The sequence below is a fragment of the Mesorhizobium sp. M1163 genome, from assembly GCF_040318415.1.
Classification (GTDB): Bacteria; Pseudomonadota; Alphaproteobacteria; order Rhizobiales; family Rhizobiaceae; genus Mesorhizobium.
Map to the genome: position 1 here is coordinate 81,359 of NZ_JAMYMF010000021.1, position 15,750 is coordinate 97,108.

General features: G+C 60.5%; 13 protein-coding genes and 5 pseudogenes. 6 read left to right on the forward strand and 12 right to left on the reverse strand.

Translation table 11 applies throughout. The annotated features are described in order from the left end of the window. The first annotated feature begins 17 nt into the window (after positions 1–17). The 3 genes from NKH43_RS20255 (at position 18) to NKH43_RS20265 (ending at position 3,254) form a co-directional block, all read left to right on the forward strand. On the forward strand, positions 18–1,100 hold the full coding sequence (locus NKH43_RS20255; protein ID WP_352859562.1) for an ABC transporter ATP-binding protein: 1,083 nt from the start codon (positions 18–20) through the stop codon (positions 1,098–1,100). Continuing rightward, positions 1,101–2,156 carry an NAD(P)H-dependent glycerol-3-phosphate dehydrogenase gene (locus tag NKH43_RS20260; RefSeq protein ID WP_352642021.1) on the forward strand — a complete coding sequence of 352 codons (1,056 nt, stop codon included), beginning with the start codon at positions 1,101–1,103 and terminating at the stop codon, positions 2,154–2,156. A 183-nt stretch (positions 2,157–2,339) separates the two neighbouring features. Further along, a complete protein-coding gene (locus tag NKH43_RS20265; protein ID WP_352484287.1) occupies positions 2,340–3,254 on the forward strand; it encodes a sugar-binding transcriptional regulator in 915 nt (304 codons plus the stop codon). Between the two features lie 52 nt (positions 3,255–3,306). Here NKH43_RS20265 and NKH43_RS20270 read toward each other — a convergent pair whose 3' ends face one another. The 5 genes from NKH43_RS20270 to NKH43_RS20290 form a co-directional block, all read right to left on the reverse strand. After that, positions 3,307–4,038, reverse strand: a complete 732-nt coding sequence (locus tag NKH43_RS20270) for an ATP-binding cassette domain-containing protein (RefSeq protein ID WP_031194992.1) — start codon at positions 4,036–4,038, stop codon at positions 3,307–3,309. 2 nt (positions 4,039–4,040) lie between these two features. Further along, entirely contained in the window at positions 4,041–5,021 is a 981-nt protein-coding gene (locus NKH43_RS20275; RefSeq protein ID WP_352859564.1) for an ABC transporter permease, read from the reverse strand. A gap of 203 nt (positions 5,022–5,224) precedes the next feature. Further along, positions 5,225–6,208: a sugar ABC transporter substrate-binding protein gene (locus tag NKH43_RS20280; protein ID WP_502906498.1), complete on the reverse strand. Its 984-nt coding sequence runs from the start codon at positions 6,206–6,208 to the stop codon at positions 5,225–5,227. A 39-nt stretch (positions 6,209–6,247) separates the two neighbouring features. Then, positions 6,248–7,453, reverse strand: a complete 1,206-nt coding sequence (locus NKH43_RS20285; RefSeq protein ID WP_352859565.1) for a mandelate racemase/muconate lactonizing enzyme family protein — start codon at positions 7,451–7,453, stop codon at positions 6,248–6,250. Positions 7,454–7,468: 15 nt separating this feature from the next. Beyond that, on the reverse strand, positions 7,469–8,188 hold the full coding sequence (locus tag NKH43_RS20290) for a FadR/GntR family transcriptional regulator (protein WP_352859567.1): 720 nt from the start codon (positions 8,186–8,188) through the stop codon (positions 7,469–7,471). 344 nt (positions 8,189–8,532) lie between these two features. On the opposite strand from NKH43_RS20290, the gene NKH43_RS20295 reads away from it, so the two are divergent. Next, positions 8,533–9,537: a Tim44 domain-containing protein gene (locus NKH43_RS20295; RefSeq protein WP_084643047.1), complete on the forward strand. Its 1,005-nt coding sequence runs from the start codon at positions 8,533–8,535 to the stop codon at positions 9,535–9,537. Between the two features lie 276 nt (positions 9,538–9,813). Here NKH43_RS20295 and NKH43_RS20300 read toward each other — a convergent pair whose 3' ends face one another. Both NKH43_RS20300 and NKH43_RS20305 read right to left on the reverse strand, forming a co-directional pair. Continuing rightward, positions 9,814–10,929, reverse strand: coding sequence for a Fic family protein (locus tag NKH43_RS20300; protein WP_352813501.1), 1,116 nt, complete (start codon positions 10,927–10,929; stop codon positions 9,814–9,816). Positions 10,930–11,173: 244 nt separating this feature from the next. Then, positions 11,174–11,545: pseudogene (locus tag NKH43_RS20305) on the reverse strand (MarR family winged helix-turn-helix transcriptional regulator); the annotation flags it as partial. 42 nt (positions 11,546–11,587) lie between these two features. Here NKH43_RS20305 and NKH43_RS20310 point away from each other — a divergent pair. Continuing rightward, positions 11,588–11,837, forward strand: a pseudogene (locus NKH43_RS20310) (RES domain-containing protein); the annotation flags it as partial. Here NKH43_RS20310 and istA read toward each other — a convergent pair. The 5 genes and pseudogenes from istA to NKH43_RS20345 form a co-directional block, all read right to left on the reverse strand. Continuing rightward, positions 11,838–12,392: pseudogene (istA, locus tag NKH43_RS20315) on the reverse strand (IS21 family transposase); the annotation flags it as partial. It abuts the pseudogene before it with no gap. A gap of 969 nt (positions 12,393–13,361) precedes the next feature. Then, a complete protein-coding gene (locus NKH43_RS20330) occupies positions 13,362–13,607 on the reverse strand; it encodes a DUF982 domain-containing protein (protein ID WP_352496211.1) in 246 nt (81 codons plus the stop codon). Positions 13,608–13,615: 8 nt separating this feature from the next. Beyond that, positions 13,616–13,861 (reverse strand): DUF982 domain-containing protein, encoded by a 246-nt coding sequence (locus NKH43_RS20335; protein ID WP_352548639.1) that lies wholly within the window; start codon positions 13,859–13,861, stop codon positions 13,616–13,618. 219 nt (positions 13,862–14,080) lie between these two features. Beyond that, positions 14,081–14,335, reverse strand: coding sequence for a DUF982 domain-containing protein (locus NKH43_RS20340; protein ID WP_352859571.1), 255 nt, complete (start codon positions 14,333–14,335; stop codon positions 14,081–14,083). Positions 14,336–14,685: 350 nt separating this feature from the next. Beyond that, positions 14,686–14,892, reverse strand: a pseudogene (locus tag NKH43_RS20345) (hypothetical protein); the annotation flags it as partial. A 66-nt stretch (positions 14,893–14,958) separates the two neighbouring features. On the opposite strand from NKH43_RS20345, the pseudogene NKH43_RS20350 reads away from it, so the two are divergent. After that, positions 14,959–15,746: pseudogene (locus NKH43_RS20350) on the forward strand (class I SAM-dependent methyltransferase). The last annotated feature ends 4 nt before the right edge of the window (positions 15,747–15,750 follow it).

The window sequence follows — 15,750 nt, forward strand, 5'->3', positions numbered from 1 at the left end:
TCGAAGGATAACAATTTATGGCGTCTGTCACCATCAGCAACATAAAGAAGGACTATGGCGCCCTCTCGATTATCCATGGACTCGATCTCTCTATCGAGGATGGCCAGTTCGTCGTTCTGTTGGGGCCGTCCGGCTGCGGCAAGTCCACACTGTTGCGCATGATAGCCGGTCTCGAGCCCATCACGTCCGGTGAGATCACGATAGGAGACAGGGTCGTCAACACGCTTCATCCCAAAGACCGCAACATCGCAATGGTCTTCCAGAATTACGCGCTTTACGCGCACATGACCGTCTTCGACAACATGGCGTTTTCCATGCAGTTGAAGAAGCGCCCCAACGAAGAAATCAAACAGAAGGTGGGATGGGCGGCGTCGATCCTCAATCTGACGCCCTATCTGGAACGGTACCCTCGCCAGCTTTCGGGCGGCCAGCGGCAACGCGTCGCCATGGGTCGCGCCATCGTGCGAGACCCAACTGTCTTCCTGTTCGACGAGCCGCTGTCCAACCTCGACGCCAAGCTGCGCGTGCAAATGCGGACGGAAATCAAGGAGCTCCACCAGCGGCTGAAGACCACCACAGTCTATGTCACGCATGACCAAATCGAGGCCATGACCATGGCCGATGTCATCGTCATCATGCGCGACGGCCACATCGAGCAGATCGGGCGCCCGCTCGATGTCTACGATCGCCCGGCAAACCTCTTCGTCGCCTCCTTCATCGGCTCGCCCGCAATGAACATGTTCCATGGCGAGGTGGCTTCCGAGCGCGACGCCTGGGTGGTGCGGACCGACGAGCTATCCCTCCCGCTTCCGCCAGAGGCCGTGGTCCGGCCCGGCCAAAAGGTGATCTATGGCATTCGGCCCGAACATCTTCGACCTGTGGCAGACGGGCGCGGCATCCCGGCGAGGATTACGGTTGTCGAGCCGACTGGCCCCGAAATCCATATCTTTGCCGCCATGGGCAACATTGCGATCTGCTCGGTGCTGCATGATCGCATGGAGCTCTCTCCTGGAGCTGTGATCCACCTGGAGCCAGCGCCTGAGCGAATCCACCTGTTCGACCAAGGCAGCGGCGAGCGGCTGGACAAGGAAAGAAGCTGAATGGCGCAGATCATTATCCTCGGCGCTGGCGTCATGGGCTCCGCCATGACGCTTCCGGCCGCTCACGCGGGTAACCGCATCACTCTTGTCGGCACCCATCTCGACGAGGAGATCGTCAGCTCTGTGGCCGACACAGGTCATCACCCTCGCCTCAACATCACTCTGCCTGACGCGGTGGCCGCCTGTTCCTGGACCGAATTCGGGACGGCGATGAACGATGGAGCCGACCTGCTTGTACTCGGCGTCTCGTCGGCCGGCGTTCCTTGGGCGATCGACCGCATTGCTGAAAGCATCAAGTCGCCCGTGCCGATACTGATGATTACGAAAGGACTCGCCGCGAGCGACGAAGGCATCGAAATCCTGCCGCATCTGCTTGCCCGCGAGATTGAGCAACGTACTGGCTTGTCGATCCCGGTAATGGCCGTCGGCGGACCTTGCATTGCCGGCGAACTGGCCGCACAGCGCGATACCTCGGTGATCGTGGCCGGACACGATCCCGACCAGGTGGCCGCGGCGTCACGCATTCTGCGCGCGCCTTTCTATCATGCGCGACCATCATCCGATCTCATTGGCGTCGAGATCTGCGCCGCTTTCAAGAACTTCTATACACTCGCCGTTGGGGCTCCCGTCGGGCTGCTTGAGCGCGACGGCAAGGCGCCCAACGGTGCGCTCATGCACAACCTTGCCTCGTCGCTTTTCTCGCAGTCCCTCGCCGAGATGGCGATTCTGGTCGAAGCTCTGGGTGGAAAAATCGAAACAGTGCTGGGGCTGGCCGGCTCCGGCGATCTTTATGTGACCTGCCAGGCGGGCCGTAACGGTCGCATGGGACGCCTGCTCGGCCGCGGCCTGCCCTATTCCGTGGCGAAGCGCGAACATATGAGTTCGGACACGGTCGAGGGGGCGCAACTGGCGCTGGACCTTGGTCAGGCTTTGAAGAATATGATGGGCCGGGGTGTACTTCCCGATGATCGCCTGCCGCTGACGACTGCCATCATCGACGCGATTTGCCATGATGCTCCGCTGGTTTTGTCCTTCGACCGCTATCATCGAGGCTAGCGGAGCCGGGGAAACTCGATTGATGCCTCATATCGATGAGCACATGGCTCGGCCGAGCCCGCTCTGGACCCGCTGCCGCGGAGTGGACAGGATGATCTGATGGAGAAACCAGCACGAAAGAAACGCGACGGCCGCCAAGCCGTAACGAGTTCCGTCACGGCCGATCGCGAGGAAGGGCTGCTCGTGCGCGCCGCCTGGCTTGCTTATGTCGGTGACCTCACCCAGGCGCAAATCGCCAAGTCTCTTGGCCTGACCCGCCTCCGCGTCAACCGGATGCTGGCGCATGCGCGCCAGCGGGGGATCGTTCAGATTCGCATCAATTCCAAGGTGGCGAACTGCATCGAGTTGGAGAACCGGCTGCGGGACGCCTATGGTGTCTCGGATCCAATCGTGGTCCCGACACCGCCGGATCCTGCTCTGGTGCCACAGGTCATCGCAGCCGCCGCCGGCGAAGCCCTGTCGCTTAGAATCCGTGACGGGATATCGGTAGGCGTGGGATGGGGGCGGACGCTCCAGCTCAGTCTGCGGTCGGTGACCGTGCGCCCGGTCAAAGGAATGTCGATCGTTTCCCTGCTTGGCGGGCTCACACGTGGATCGGCGATCAACATCTACGAGATCGCTTCCCGGCTCGCGGCGCTCTTCGACGCGGAATGCTTCTACATCGCAGCACCGGTGTTCACGGATACCGAGGCCACACGCGATCTGCTTATGCGCCAGTCTATTCTGGAAGACGCCTTCACTCATGCCCGCGACGTTGACGCCGCTTTCGTTTCGGTGGGCGCGGTGCACAAGGACGCCACCATCTTTCGGATCGGACTGGTAGGAGACGATGATCTCAGATCACTCCGCGAAGCCGGAGCGGTCGGCGATATTTGCGGCCATTGGATCGGCGCCGACGGACAACTCGTCGATCACCCGCTAAACAGCCGCGTCATCGGCCTCGCCCCCGAACATCTGCGCGACGTCGACACTGTGATCCTGCCCTCCGGCGGCCTCGACAAGGTTCCGGTGCTGCGCGCCGTGTTGCGTCTGGGAGTCGTCGATGTGCTGATCACCGACGAGAAAACCGCTGAGGCTATTCTTGCGGAAAAGTCGTAGCGCAGACTGATCTCCACCAGCAGAGTGGCTCGCGAGTGATTGCTTCTTCACGTCACAGCACCTCGTGGATTTCCTCGATCGAAGTCTCGCCGATCGGCTTGTCCAGAACGATCTCTCCGCGCGCCATCGCCACGACCCGGTCACAGCATTCGAAAACATGATGCATGTTGTGGCTGATGAAGACGCTAGTGATGTTCTGGGCCTTGAGGCCACGAACGAAGCCGATCACCTTTCGCGTCTCCTTCACCGAGAGATGGTTGGTTGGCTCGTCGAGAATCATGACTTTCGACTTGAAATGCATGGCCCGGGCGATCGCCACGCCTTGGCGCTGGCCGCCCGACAGTTCGCCGACCAGCGCGTCGGGCGACCGCAGATGCAGGTCGACATCGGCGATCGCCTTGACGCTTTCGTCACGCATGCGCTTCTGGTCCAGGATGCCGATACCGAAAACCGAACCCTTCACCGGCTCGCGTCCGATGAAAACGTTGCGGGCGATGGTCATGGTCGGGACCATGGAATTGTACTGGTAGATCGTCTCGATGCCGCGTTCCATGGCATCGCGCGGGTTAGAGAAGCGGACCGGTTCACCTTCGATCCTGATCTCGCCGCCATCGGGCTTTTGGGTGCCTGAGAGGATGTTGATCAGCGTCGATTTGCCGGCGCCATTGTCGCCGACGAGGCCCAGTGCCTCGTCGGGATAGATATCCAGCGTAACGTTTTTCAAGGCGTGGACGCCGGAATACCATTTCTGGAGTCCCTTGATCGCGATGATGGGGGCCGCCATGATCAGGTCTCCACCTTCATTGCCCTGCCCCGCTTTCGAAGCCATGCGTTCATGACGACCGCGAAGATAGTCAGAAAGCCGATCGCCATCTTGAACCAGTTGGCGTCAACCTGGCTCAGCACCAGTCCGTTGTCGATGACGCGGATAAGAGCAGCCCCGATGATGCCGCCGAAGATGGTGCCGATGCCACCAGCCAGCGAGGCGCCACCGATGACGGCGGCCGACACGGCCTGCAGCTCCAGCCCCTCGCCGATCGACGGCAGCGGGGCGCCGAGCCGCATCACCTGAATGGTACCGGCAAAGCCGGCGAGCACCGAACAGATCAGGAAGCAGGCGACCTTCACCCGGGCCGTCGGGATGCCCATCGATTGCGCGGCGGGCAGAAAGCCGCCGGTGGCGCGCACCCAGTTGCCGAAATTCGTGTGCGACAGGAGCACGGTCACCAGGATTGCCACGGCGAGAAACCAGAAGAACGACATGCGAAAGAGGTCGCCCGGTCCCACATAGACCGTAAACAGCCATTTGGGCAGAGCGTTAGCTGGTATGACAGGAGGGAAGCCGCCGGAGATTACCACCGTCAGCGAACGCGCGATGAACAGCATACCAAGCGTGGTGATGAAGCTTGGTATCGCGAAACGAATCGTTATGAACCCGTTGAAGAAGCCGATGAGGGCAGCGATCGCGAGGCCGGCGGCAAAGGCCGGCGCGAACGGAACGCCTGCCGCGAGCATCACCGCCATGGTCATCGGGGTCAGCGCAAAGACCGAGCCCACCGAAAGATCAAACTCACCGCATATCATCAGCAGGGTCACGCCGATCGCGACCAGCCCCATTTCGGGCAGCAGCCCAAGCATTCCGCGAAGGTTCTGTGTGTTCAAAAATACGCCGTTCGAGCGAATCTGAAAGACAATGAGGAGCAGGAGCAGGAACACGACCGCCGCAAGCTCCGGCTTCTCCAGATAAATCTTCATCAAACGCTTCATCATTCGCTCCGGCTCGGGATCGTTTCCGCTGGTTATCGCATCGGCAAAGGGGATGGCGGCAGTCTGTCTTCTACCGCCCTTGACGGGGAGATGCCGCTGGAGGATGGGGACGGAGCCAACGCCCAAGACCGTGTTGGCTGGCCCTCCCCCTTGTCCAGCCGACCTCTCCCCGTAAGAACGAGGAGAGGACGCCGGCTTCGTGCCTACCGCACGCCCTTTGCGGCCAGTTGCTTGAGCTTTGGCACGTCTTCCTTGACGATGATGCCCTTGCCGGTGTCGATGTCTGCCGGCAGCAGACCGACGTTCTTGGTGAGATAGGCTTCCATCACCGGCATGAAGCCCTGCATGTAGGGCTGCTGGTCGACTTGGACCTGGATATAACCCGCTTCCATCTGTTGCAGGACTTCCGAGACGATATCGAAGCCGCCCATCAGCACCTTGCCCGGCTCGATGCCGCGATCGATCAGTACCTGGGCGACGTAGGCATGCCAAAGGCCGGTGTCGAAATACACCGTGGTGTCCGGGTGGGCAGACAGATAGGCGCCAACACGATCGGCGACGACGGCGCCATCTGTGCCGGTGTCGAGCCGTTCAATGACCACTTCGCGCCCGCCATTCGCGGCCTTGTATTCCTCAAGGAACTTCATGACGCCGGCAGCGCGCTGTTCCGACCAGTTCTGACCGGGCGCGGAGACGCCGACGAGCGCCCTGATCTTGCCTTCCTTGGGGAAGAACTCGGACATCTTCTTGCCGAGTTCGTAGCCGGCGGGAATGAAGCCCTGGCCGATGAAAGCCTGGCGGGCATTGCCGGCTGCTCCCTCGGTGTCGTCGACATTGGACGCGATGACCGTGACGCCGGCAGCGCGGGCGTCGGCGATGATCTGGTCGAAGGCATTGTTGTCGACGATCGAGGTGATCAGCGCGTCCGGGTTTGCCGCGAGCGCCGCCTGCATGTTGGCCGATTGTTGCTCGATCGAGCCTTCGGTCTGCGTGAAGACCATCTGGCAATTGGCCTGGATCTTGGCGCAGGCGTCGTCAAACCCCTTCTTCACAGCTTGCCAGAACGGGTTTGACGCCGACGAATGATGTGTGAAGACGATTTTCATCGGCTCCTGCGCGCGTGAGCCGATTGCCGAGCCTCCAGCCAGTACTGCTCCCAAGACTGCCGAGATAAGTAGCTTCTTCATGGTTCTCCTCCTCCGTAGAAAGCTGCTTCAGGTTCATTTTCAGAGAGTCGATGCGTCAGTCACCCGTCGAAGCGCCGTGAAGGCGCGATCGATCTCCGGGTTCAGTTCCATGCCGAGGCCCGGTCCGGGAGGCACGGTGATCATGCCGTTCTTCACCTGCGGCAAAGCGGTCACAAGATCGCGGTACCAGGTCTTGTAGAAGGCCCTGACACTCTCCTGGACAAGTGCGTTCGGCGCATTCAGCGACAGGTGGGTCGATGCGCCGAGCACAACTGGACCGGTGCAGTCGTGCGGCGCGACCGGCAGGTGCCATGCTTCAGCCATGGCAGCGATCTTGCGCGCCTCCGAGAGCCCGCCGCACCAGCTGATATCGAGCATAATGACGCCGGCCGCCCCGGTCTCGAGAAGGTCACGGAAGGCCCACCGGGAACCGAGCGTCTCCGAAGCTGATATCGGCGCCAGCGAAGCCTCGGCATAGCGTTTCAGGCTGGACAGGCTGTCCATCCTGATCGGATCTTCGTGCCAGAAGGTCTTGTAGGGGGCAAGTTCGCGAGCGATCTGCATGGCCGGCAGCAGCTGCCACATTGAATGGAATTCAACCATGATGTCTATCTTGTCGCCGACCGCATTGCGGATTTTCTCGAATGGCGTCAGCGCGGAATTCAAATCAGGCTGCGAAATATACAAGCCGCGCGTTTTCTCGGCGGCCATGTCAAAGGGCCAGATCTTCATGGCCGTGATGCCTTCCTCCAACAACGAATGCGCCAGTTCGTCGGCGCGGTGAAGGAAGCCGTTCAGATCATCATAGGCGTCGCCGGGCTTATCGAGCCCGTAATTGGCCGTCGTCTGGCCGGTGGTCTTCTTGATGTATTCGGTACCGGCACAGGTGTTGTAGGTCCTGATCTCGTGCCGGGTGAACCCGCCGAGGAGTTGTGCGATCGGCTGACCCGTCGCCTTTCCGAACAGATCCCACAGTGCGATATCGAAAGCGGAGTTGCCCCTGACTTCCGCGCCCGTCGATCGGAAACCGAGATAGCCGACGAGATCGGCGGCAAGCAGGTCGATCTGCAAGGGGTTGCGCCCGATCACGCACGGCGCGACATATTCGTGCAGATAGGTCTCGACGGTTTCGGCCATGAAGAAGGTCTCGCCCAGCCCAACGAGGCCTTCGTCCGTGTGAACCAGGACCCAGAGAAGGTTCGGCCGCTCCTTGATCCGCAGCGTTTCCAGTTTCGTGATCTTCATCGCGCACCCCGCTCCTCAGGCGATGCCAGCCGCCAGCAGGGCCTTGACGCTCTCGTCAAAATGCCTCGCCATCAGGTCGCGAGCGGACTGAGGATCACCGGTCTCGATTGCTTCGGCGAGATCGATATGGATTTGGATCATCGCCAACTGCTCGGCATCCGAAGGGCGGCTCCGCCAGCCGATCGGCCAGGTCTGGCGCGATACGCGCTCGAACGCGCCGACGATGAGGCTGAAAACCGGATTCTTTGCAGCCTTGGCGAGTTCGAGGTGAAAGGCGAGATCGTGCTCCATGACCTGTTCCGGCCGCTGGAAATTCTCGCGCATGGCGAGCGCGTGCGTCCTGATCCTTTCCACTTCGTCGGCTGTTCTGCGCAAGGCCGCCAGCATGGCGGTGCGGGTCTCAATCGTGCGGCGCACGTCGTAGATTTGCTGCACCGTGATCTGATCCGTGTGGACGCCATGCTCGATCACCAGCGACATGGCGCCATAATCCAGCTCGGCGACGGTAGCCCGTCTGCCTGCCCTCAGGTCGATAAGCCGCATGGCAGCGAGCGAGCTGAAGGCCTCGCGAACCACGGTGCGCGAGACGCTCAATTGTCTCGAAAGCGCGGCCTCGCTGGGCAGCCGGTCGCCGGGCCCGAGCTCATGCGCGCGGATATGGCGTGTGATCTCGCCGATCGTATTGCTGACCAGGCTCGCTGCGTCGGAATGTTTTGCGGATACGGCCGTGCTCACGCGATCACCAGTTCAGGAGGGCAAACCTGTATGGCAGGTTTTCCAGATGTGTTGATAGTATGCGAGAAAGATGTATGTCAAGATCAGGCGGGCCGGCGTCGTCGCCAGGAGACCGATGGCAAGAGGCTTGCACGAAAGATGCTCTTGACGCGCCGTTCGGCCGGGTGCAGGAGCCCGCGCGGTCGAGCAGGCGATCGTCTGCTTGGCGCGCTCGACATTCTCGTCGTGAACAGCGGCGGGCCGCCGACCATGTCGTTCGAATTTTCTCGGCGGACGATTCACTGATATTTCGATCGACGCACCCCATATGAGCGGAAAGAGTGTCACTTGAGGACTTGCCTATGCTGATTTCGCGTTCAGGACGGTTTGCAATTTTGATTGCGGGATTGTTCCTGGCATTTTCCATGGTCGCTGTGGATCACGCCGATGCGCGCCGTGGCGGCAGCTTCGGCAGTCGCGGCATGCGCACTTTCCAGCCGGTCCCGCCGACCAGGACGGCGCCACAGCCTTCCGCACCGGTCGAGCGCTCGATGACGCCCAATGCGGCAACGAACAATGCGGCCCGCCAGCCGCAGGCATTCCAGCGCCCAGGCTTCTTCAACGGCCTCGGTGGATCGATGATGCGGGGGCTGCTGCTCGGCGGCTTGATCGGCGTTCTTTTGGGCCATGGGTTCGGCGGCTTGGCCGGCATGTTCGGCCTTCTCCTTCAAGTGCTGCTGATCGGCGGCGTGGTCATGCTGGCCATTCGCTTTTTCCGCTCGCAATCGGCGCAAAACCCAGAGCCCGCTACGGCCGGTGCCTCGCGGGGCACCGGGACCTTTGGGCGAAGCGCTGCAGCCCGGCCCGAGTCGAGCAACGCCACAGCTTTCGCCATGCCAGGCATTGGGTCAGGATTTGGCGGAACGAGCCAAGCCAATCCTTCCCAAGCCAATGCTGCCGATGAGATCACCCTCACCCAAACCGACCTCGACACGTTCCAGCAAAGGCTGACGGAAGTTCAGGACGCATTCGGGCGCGAAGATCATGTTGCTTTGCGCCGGTTGGTGACGCCCGAGATGGTGTCCTATCTGTCCGAGGAACTTGCCGACAATGCCAAAAAGGGCGTCAGGAACGACGTGTCGGACGTCAGCCTGTTGGAGGCCGATATTGCGGAAAGTTGGCAGGAGGGTGATCGCGACTACGCGACGGCTGCTTTGCGCTATGAGTCTCGCGACGTGACCCGCGATCGTATCAGCGACAAGATCATTGAGGGCCAGGCCGATCGGCCGACGGAGACGACCGAACTGTGGACCTTTACGCGCCAGAACGGCGGTGACTGGAAGCTTGCCGCAATACAGCAGCCGAGCTGATGTGCCCGGCCTTGATGTCTGCCAAGAGTTTTGTTCAGGTTTCTCGCTACCACTCGAAGGCCAGCGCGCCCCTTCCGCGCGCTTGTTTCCCCCAACGCGCGTTGAGGTAACACTAAACCACCGGCTTCAACCGGGACCGGACAATCAGCATCGCACCGCGCGACTTTTTGCGTTTCCGGTCTCGTGTAACCCAATCGACGACCTCCTGCCGGGTTGCAGCCCGCCACCCCTCGATGCTCAGGCAGGCAGGCTCTTTGACAGCCTGCCTCTTCTGGTTTACGTGCGGCCATCAAGAATGTTCAACGCGTAACGTGTGTGTCGCCGTTCGCCGGTTCTTATCAGTGCACCGTTGGCAACGAGGTCCTGCAAATCTCTTGTTGCCGTCGCGCGCGATGCCTGCGTGATGGCGATATAATTCTCGGCGCTGAGCCCCCCTTTGAACCCGTCGATGCCCGCGCGGAACATCCGGGCGATGACCTTTTCCTGGCGCTCGTTGAAGTGATCCCGGTAGCGTTCGTGAAACTTGGCCTTGACGACGGAGAATTCGACACGAGCGAGCGTTACGCGCTGCGCTTCGAGGATCGTGTTGGCGAAGTAGAGCAGCCAATCTGTTACCGCGTTGCTCGTGTTGCTGGCCTCCAGATGGTCGTAGTAGGCCTTGCGGCGGCGCTCTATCGTATAGGCCAACGCGATGAGGCTGGGCTCACCCAGATTTTGCGCCAGCGCCTTTTCGCAGAGGGCACGGCCTATGCGACCGTTGCCATCCTCGAACGGGTGAATGCTCTCGAAATAAAGGTGCGCGATAGCGGCACGCGTCAACGCTGGCAGCGGTGTCTTGCCTTTGGATGAGGTATCGTTGAACCAAGTAGTGAAGGCATCCATTTCGGGTTTCACCCGCGCGGAGGGCGGCGTTTCGAAATGAACTTTGGGCTTATCCAGCCGATTGGAAACGATCTGCATGGCATCGGCATGCTGGCGGTAGTTGCCGATGGTCTCGATACGACGCTCACCCGACATCACCATCGTATGCCAAGCGTAAAGAGTGCGATGCGTCAGCGCATCGGCAAAATGCAAGTAGACATCGGCCATCATTTCAGCGATGCCCCGCTCGGCAGGCGGAATGCGCCTGGTCTCCCCGCCCAGACCAAGTTGCTGGCGCAGGGATGATTGCAGGCTCTCGCGGTCGAGGTACTCCCCCTCAATCGCGGATGTCTTCAAGGCCTCTTCGCTGATAAGATCGATGCGGATCTGGTCGCGATCGTCGGAACCGACATGACGAAAGACGCCTAGGAACTCGCCCGATCGCAACAGGAACTCGCTTTCCAGCGGTTCCAACGCCTTCTTATCGTAGGTAAAATGCGGCCAGTCCGCCTGCTCCCAATTCCATACCATGAGTTATAGGGCACCCTTCTATAACTCACGATAGCAACAATTGTGAGCTATAGCAATCTTCTCTATGCCTCAGAAGTCGCGGCTTTGCCCCGGCGCGATCCAACGGCTAACCATCCAGATCAATTTAATCATGCTTGTAGGGCCGCCGCATTGCGGGCCGCGCTCATTCGTTGCTCGAACGTTTCGGTTTTTTCTCCCAGCTCAATGAGCGGCTTAAGTTCTTCATACCCCGCACGTGCAGCGACACGCGACGTGGTGCGACGGGATGACAACGGCGTGTGACCAGGCCGCATGCTTCCAGCCGCTTGAGCAACGGCGTCAGCGTCGCCGAATCAAGCCCAAGCACTTCGCCAAGCTCGCCCACCGTGCTTGGCGCTCGCTCCCATAGCGCGAGCATCGCCAGATATTGCGGGTAGGTCAGCCCCAGCGGATCGAGCAGCGGCCGGTAAAGCCGGGTCATCAGCCCGCTTGCCGAATAGAGCGCAAAGCAGAGCTGCTGATCAGGCCGCCGAATCCCGCCGGAAGCCGCCGGGAGGTCCTCGGGTCTGGTTGTGATCTCTAAGGGGGCATGCTGCCTTTGCCGGAAGTAGCACCGCCGAAAGCGCCACTTCGACATTGCCCCTGATGGCATTGGAGGGGCACATCCGATGCGCCGCCGATACAAGCGATCTATGCGCGACATCCGCTGTCGGGCCGCGGCGCCGAGGACGATTCGATCCAAAGGGCGTACCAGCGCTCTATTCTTCGCTATCGGGGGTGGCGGCGCTGAGGGAAGCCAATCAGGCGGCAGCCTTCAGCCGACCACCCTGCTTGCCTATGACGCCGAGATTGAGGGCATATTTGATAGCCGGGATGAGGACGCCCTGAAAGCTGAAGGGATGGATCCCGCCGCCCTTGCCCACATGACTTGCAAAGGCCCTGTCATGGGCGTCGAACACCATCTCCTGCGTCTCGCGCGGATAGGCCCTGACGAACATCATGCGGCTGTGGCAGAGCCGGACATGGGCGACCTTCACGGTCACCGTCACGCCGTTGATCAGGACGATCTCGTGGCTCCAGTCGAACTGGTAGGCCTCGCCCGGCGCGAAGAACAGCGGCACATAGGCGTCCGCCGTCGCCGACCCCTGCGCCTTCGCCCAGCTCTTCGCGTAGCGGCGGACGGCGTCATAGCCACCCTCGTAGCCGAGACTGCAAAGCTCTTCGTAAATCCGGATCAGTGTCAGTTGCTCGCGCGCCGCCTTGCCACGGTTGCCATTCAAAAACCCGTCAAGCTGATCCTGCCACGGACCGATCTTCGGCTTGGGCTGCCGCTCGCGTTCGTAGGAGAACGATGTCTCACTGGATCTGAGAATCTTGCGGACGGTGTTCCGCGACACAGGCAGCTCGCGGCAAATCCGCTTGAGCGACCATCCCTGCACATGGAAGGCGCGCCGAACCCGGGCAATCGTATCCACCGACTTCATCCCCACACCATCCGCTCGCCACGACGAGCCGATGGTCGCAAATCAAAGCATCAGGGGGGGCAAAATTGGACGCCGATTCCCCGGCTTATGGGGTCAATTTTGCACGCCGATTCACAGCTAAAGTCTTCGACTGTCCCCCCCCATGCCGCTCAAGCCCTGCGAGCAGGCTCGCTCGGGCGTCAGCCATCAACTCAAATTGAACGGGACGACCTGTCTTCTGCTGAAACACTATCGCGCGAGTCCGAATTTCGGGACCTGCGACTAACGTGCCGATCCTAAGCTTCACAAGATCACAGCCACGCAGCTTGCTGTCGATGGCTAGATCAAAAAGTGCCCGATCACGCAGCCGAGGGGCACAGGGACACGGGAGACCCTTCCTGATGCTTAGCCAGTATGACGGATAAAGTCGCGTTGCCGTGAGCGCATCTCAGCGAGCAAGGCCGCTTCGTCAGTCATTCCGTCTTGGAACAATTGCAATAGCGTAGACGCGATTATCTCAGCGTCGCCCGAGCTTGCATCGTGGTTGCCGTCTGCGCATATCTCGTCGAACACTCGTTGGAGTAGCGCAAGATCATTCGGATAAAATGCGCTTGTGCCGACGTAGCGCTTAAACATCTCACCTCACGAGGCGAGAGTACGACACCCTCTCAATCGCCGGCTGCCTAACAGTTGGCTGGCGACTTCATGACTGTAGGCTAACGCACCGAATTAGCGAATCTATTCGCCAAACGTTTCGCACGAACTCCCCTCCTCCTTAGCAGCAGCCCCGAAGGCCTTACGGGCCTCCTCCGGGGTCGCCCGATCCTCGACGGCGCGTCGATGTATAGTTGTGCAGCCTTCCGCCACTTAGGTCCCATCTTGGTCCATTTCAGGAGTTCCTCGGCGGCACCCTCGACATTGTTAGACCCGTAGGTCGGTCGGTCTTGACGTACACTGGAGGGGAGAACCAATGGGTTGCCACGACACCTCCTACTCAGGGGAGAGATACATCTTGGCCTCCTTTGCGGCAGCCTCAAAGGCCTTTCGCACCACCTGAGGGTCAATCGAATCGCCCTCCAGATCTGACAGGCACAGCGTCACCGCCTTATGCCAGCAGGGTCCTCTCCGGGTCCACGTTTTGAGCTGCTCAAGGGCTGCCCTCGCATTGTTGCAGCCATGCCTGACACCGGTTTCAGTCTTCACGAACACCGGAGGGACGAACCAATGGGTTGCCATGATACCTCCTACTCAGGGGAGAGATACACGTTGGCCTCCTTGGCAGCCGCCTCGAAGGCTTCACGGACCTCTTGGGGGGAGGATTTGCCCTCGAGTGCATCGACGCAGGATTGGACAGCCTTGGTCCACCTCGGGCCCTTTGTGTCCCACGCCATGAGTTCCTCGGCGGCTCCCTCGACGTGGCTGACCCCATGGCGAATGCCTGGACGTTTCGTCTTCACGTAGATCGGTGGAGAGAACCAGAAGGGACCCATGAGGATGAACTTAGAGCGGCAAGAGGCTGCTGACCAACCCAGTTGCAGCCTCCGCTGATAAGGGAACAACGCAGGCCTTCGCGGGTTTAGAACTCGCAGCGGTCGATTCTTCGTGGATGCACCCGCTGTCGGGTCCGTCGCTTTTCTCACGGGCGGCGGGCTCCTTTCTGGAAGGCGGTGTTGGTCAGAGACACATAGAACCTTATACCGCAAAACAATTTAGCTATTTGTCGTTGGGGGAATTAACGTCCCCTCCTCCATCGCGGCAGCCAGGAATGCTTTGCGGGCCTCCTCAGCTCCCATCTCGTCGAATATCACGGCCATGCAAACGCGCACCGCGAGGTCCCAGCAAGGCCCACGCTTGGTCCACTTCATCAGCTCCTCGCCGGCTTTCTCGGCGTTGTTGACGTTGCGGATGATCCCGGGACGCTCGGTCCTGACAGGGACCGGAGGGTTGAACCAGTGGAGAGCCATACGTCACTCTTTGTCGGCCCTATCAAGTTCCTCCAGCAAATACCTTTGCTCAGCCGGCAGCTCCCGTTCTACAGGCAGATTTAGCATGTTGCGAAGGTAATTGCGGATTACCTCTGAGGTGATCCACCGCCGCACAACTTCGGCAATAACCTTCTGTTTGGCTTTATCGATTTCAACCAGATTCGGGCCTACATCTTAAAAGGACCGAACTGCACCGCGAGCGGATTTGTTCCTTAAGGGGGCCAGAATGTTTGATACAAAAATCTGGGCGGGTGATCGGATAACTGGCTCGCGCGAGGCCCCCCGCGCGCGCCCTGCGTTTCCCACTGGCGAGGCCCTAACAATCCCCGTCAGAGAAGTTGGAACCGCCAAGCTGCTGCCGTTTCGTCCGCGACGCCATCCACCATTACATGACCGATGCCCCGCGAGCAGCGCTCGATCCGCGCCTCGACGCGGTACACATCACGCAAGAGCGCCGGCGTGACGACATCTTCCGGCGTGCCGCAGGCGAACATCCGGCCCTCGGCGATAACGATGCATTTGTCGGCGAACCGGAGGTGTAATCAAGAATTATCTTTTAGAGCAATTCCAATGTACCGCTTTGGGGGAGAGCATTTCGGGTGATGACGGCTCACGCAAACTATTCGCTGCGCGACGAAATTCGGGACTATTGGTCCGATCGCGCCGAGACCTTCGACCTGCAGGTCGGTCACGAGATTTTTTCCGAGCAGGAGCGCGCCGCATCGGATGCGCTCATAAGCAAACACCTCGGACCCGGCGCCGGACGGGTGGCGTTGGATCTCGCCTGTGGGACGGGCGTGATTTCGCATTAGATTCACGATCTGGGGTTTGTGCTGACGGGCCTCGACCTGCTCAGAAGCCATGCTCGCCAAGGCACGCGCCAAGGCACAAAACCGCGGCGCCGGTATACGCTTCATCATAGGGGACGCCGAGCGGACGCTCGAGGACAAGGCGAGCTACGATGTCATCGCCACTCGTCACCTGGTCTGGACGCTGGTGGAGCCGAAGGCCGCGTTTGCCGAATGGTTCGCTGCTGAAGCCCGGCGGCAAGCTGCTGGTCATCGACGGCGATTTTGTCAGCCGCAACTGGGCGACGAGTTTGCGGGAACTTTGGGAGAAGCTCACAACCGGCAAGTCGCGGGTCGTGGACAATGACCTCGCCTCCATGGCCAGACGCCACCAGAGCATTCTTGCCCGTGTCTATTTCTCGGGCGGCGCACGGGCGGAAGAGATAGGGCGCCTGCTGGCCGAAGCCGGGCTCGATCAGCCCGTCGTCGTCTGGAAACTGGTTGCGATCCATCGCGCCCAAGCTCAACAGATGAGTTGGCCCAAGGCGCTCGAACGCGCCACCCAGCACCGCTTCGCGATCTGCGCGACAAAGCCAAAGTAAACTC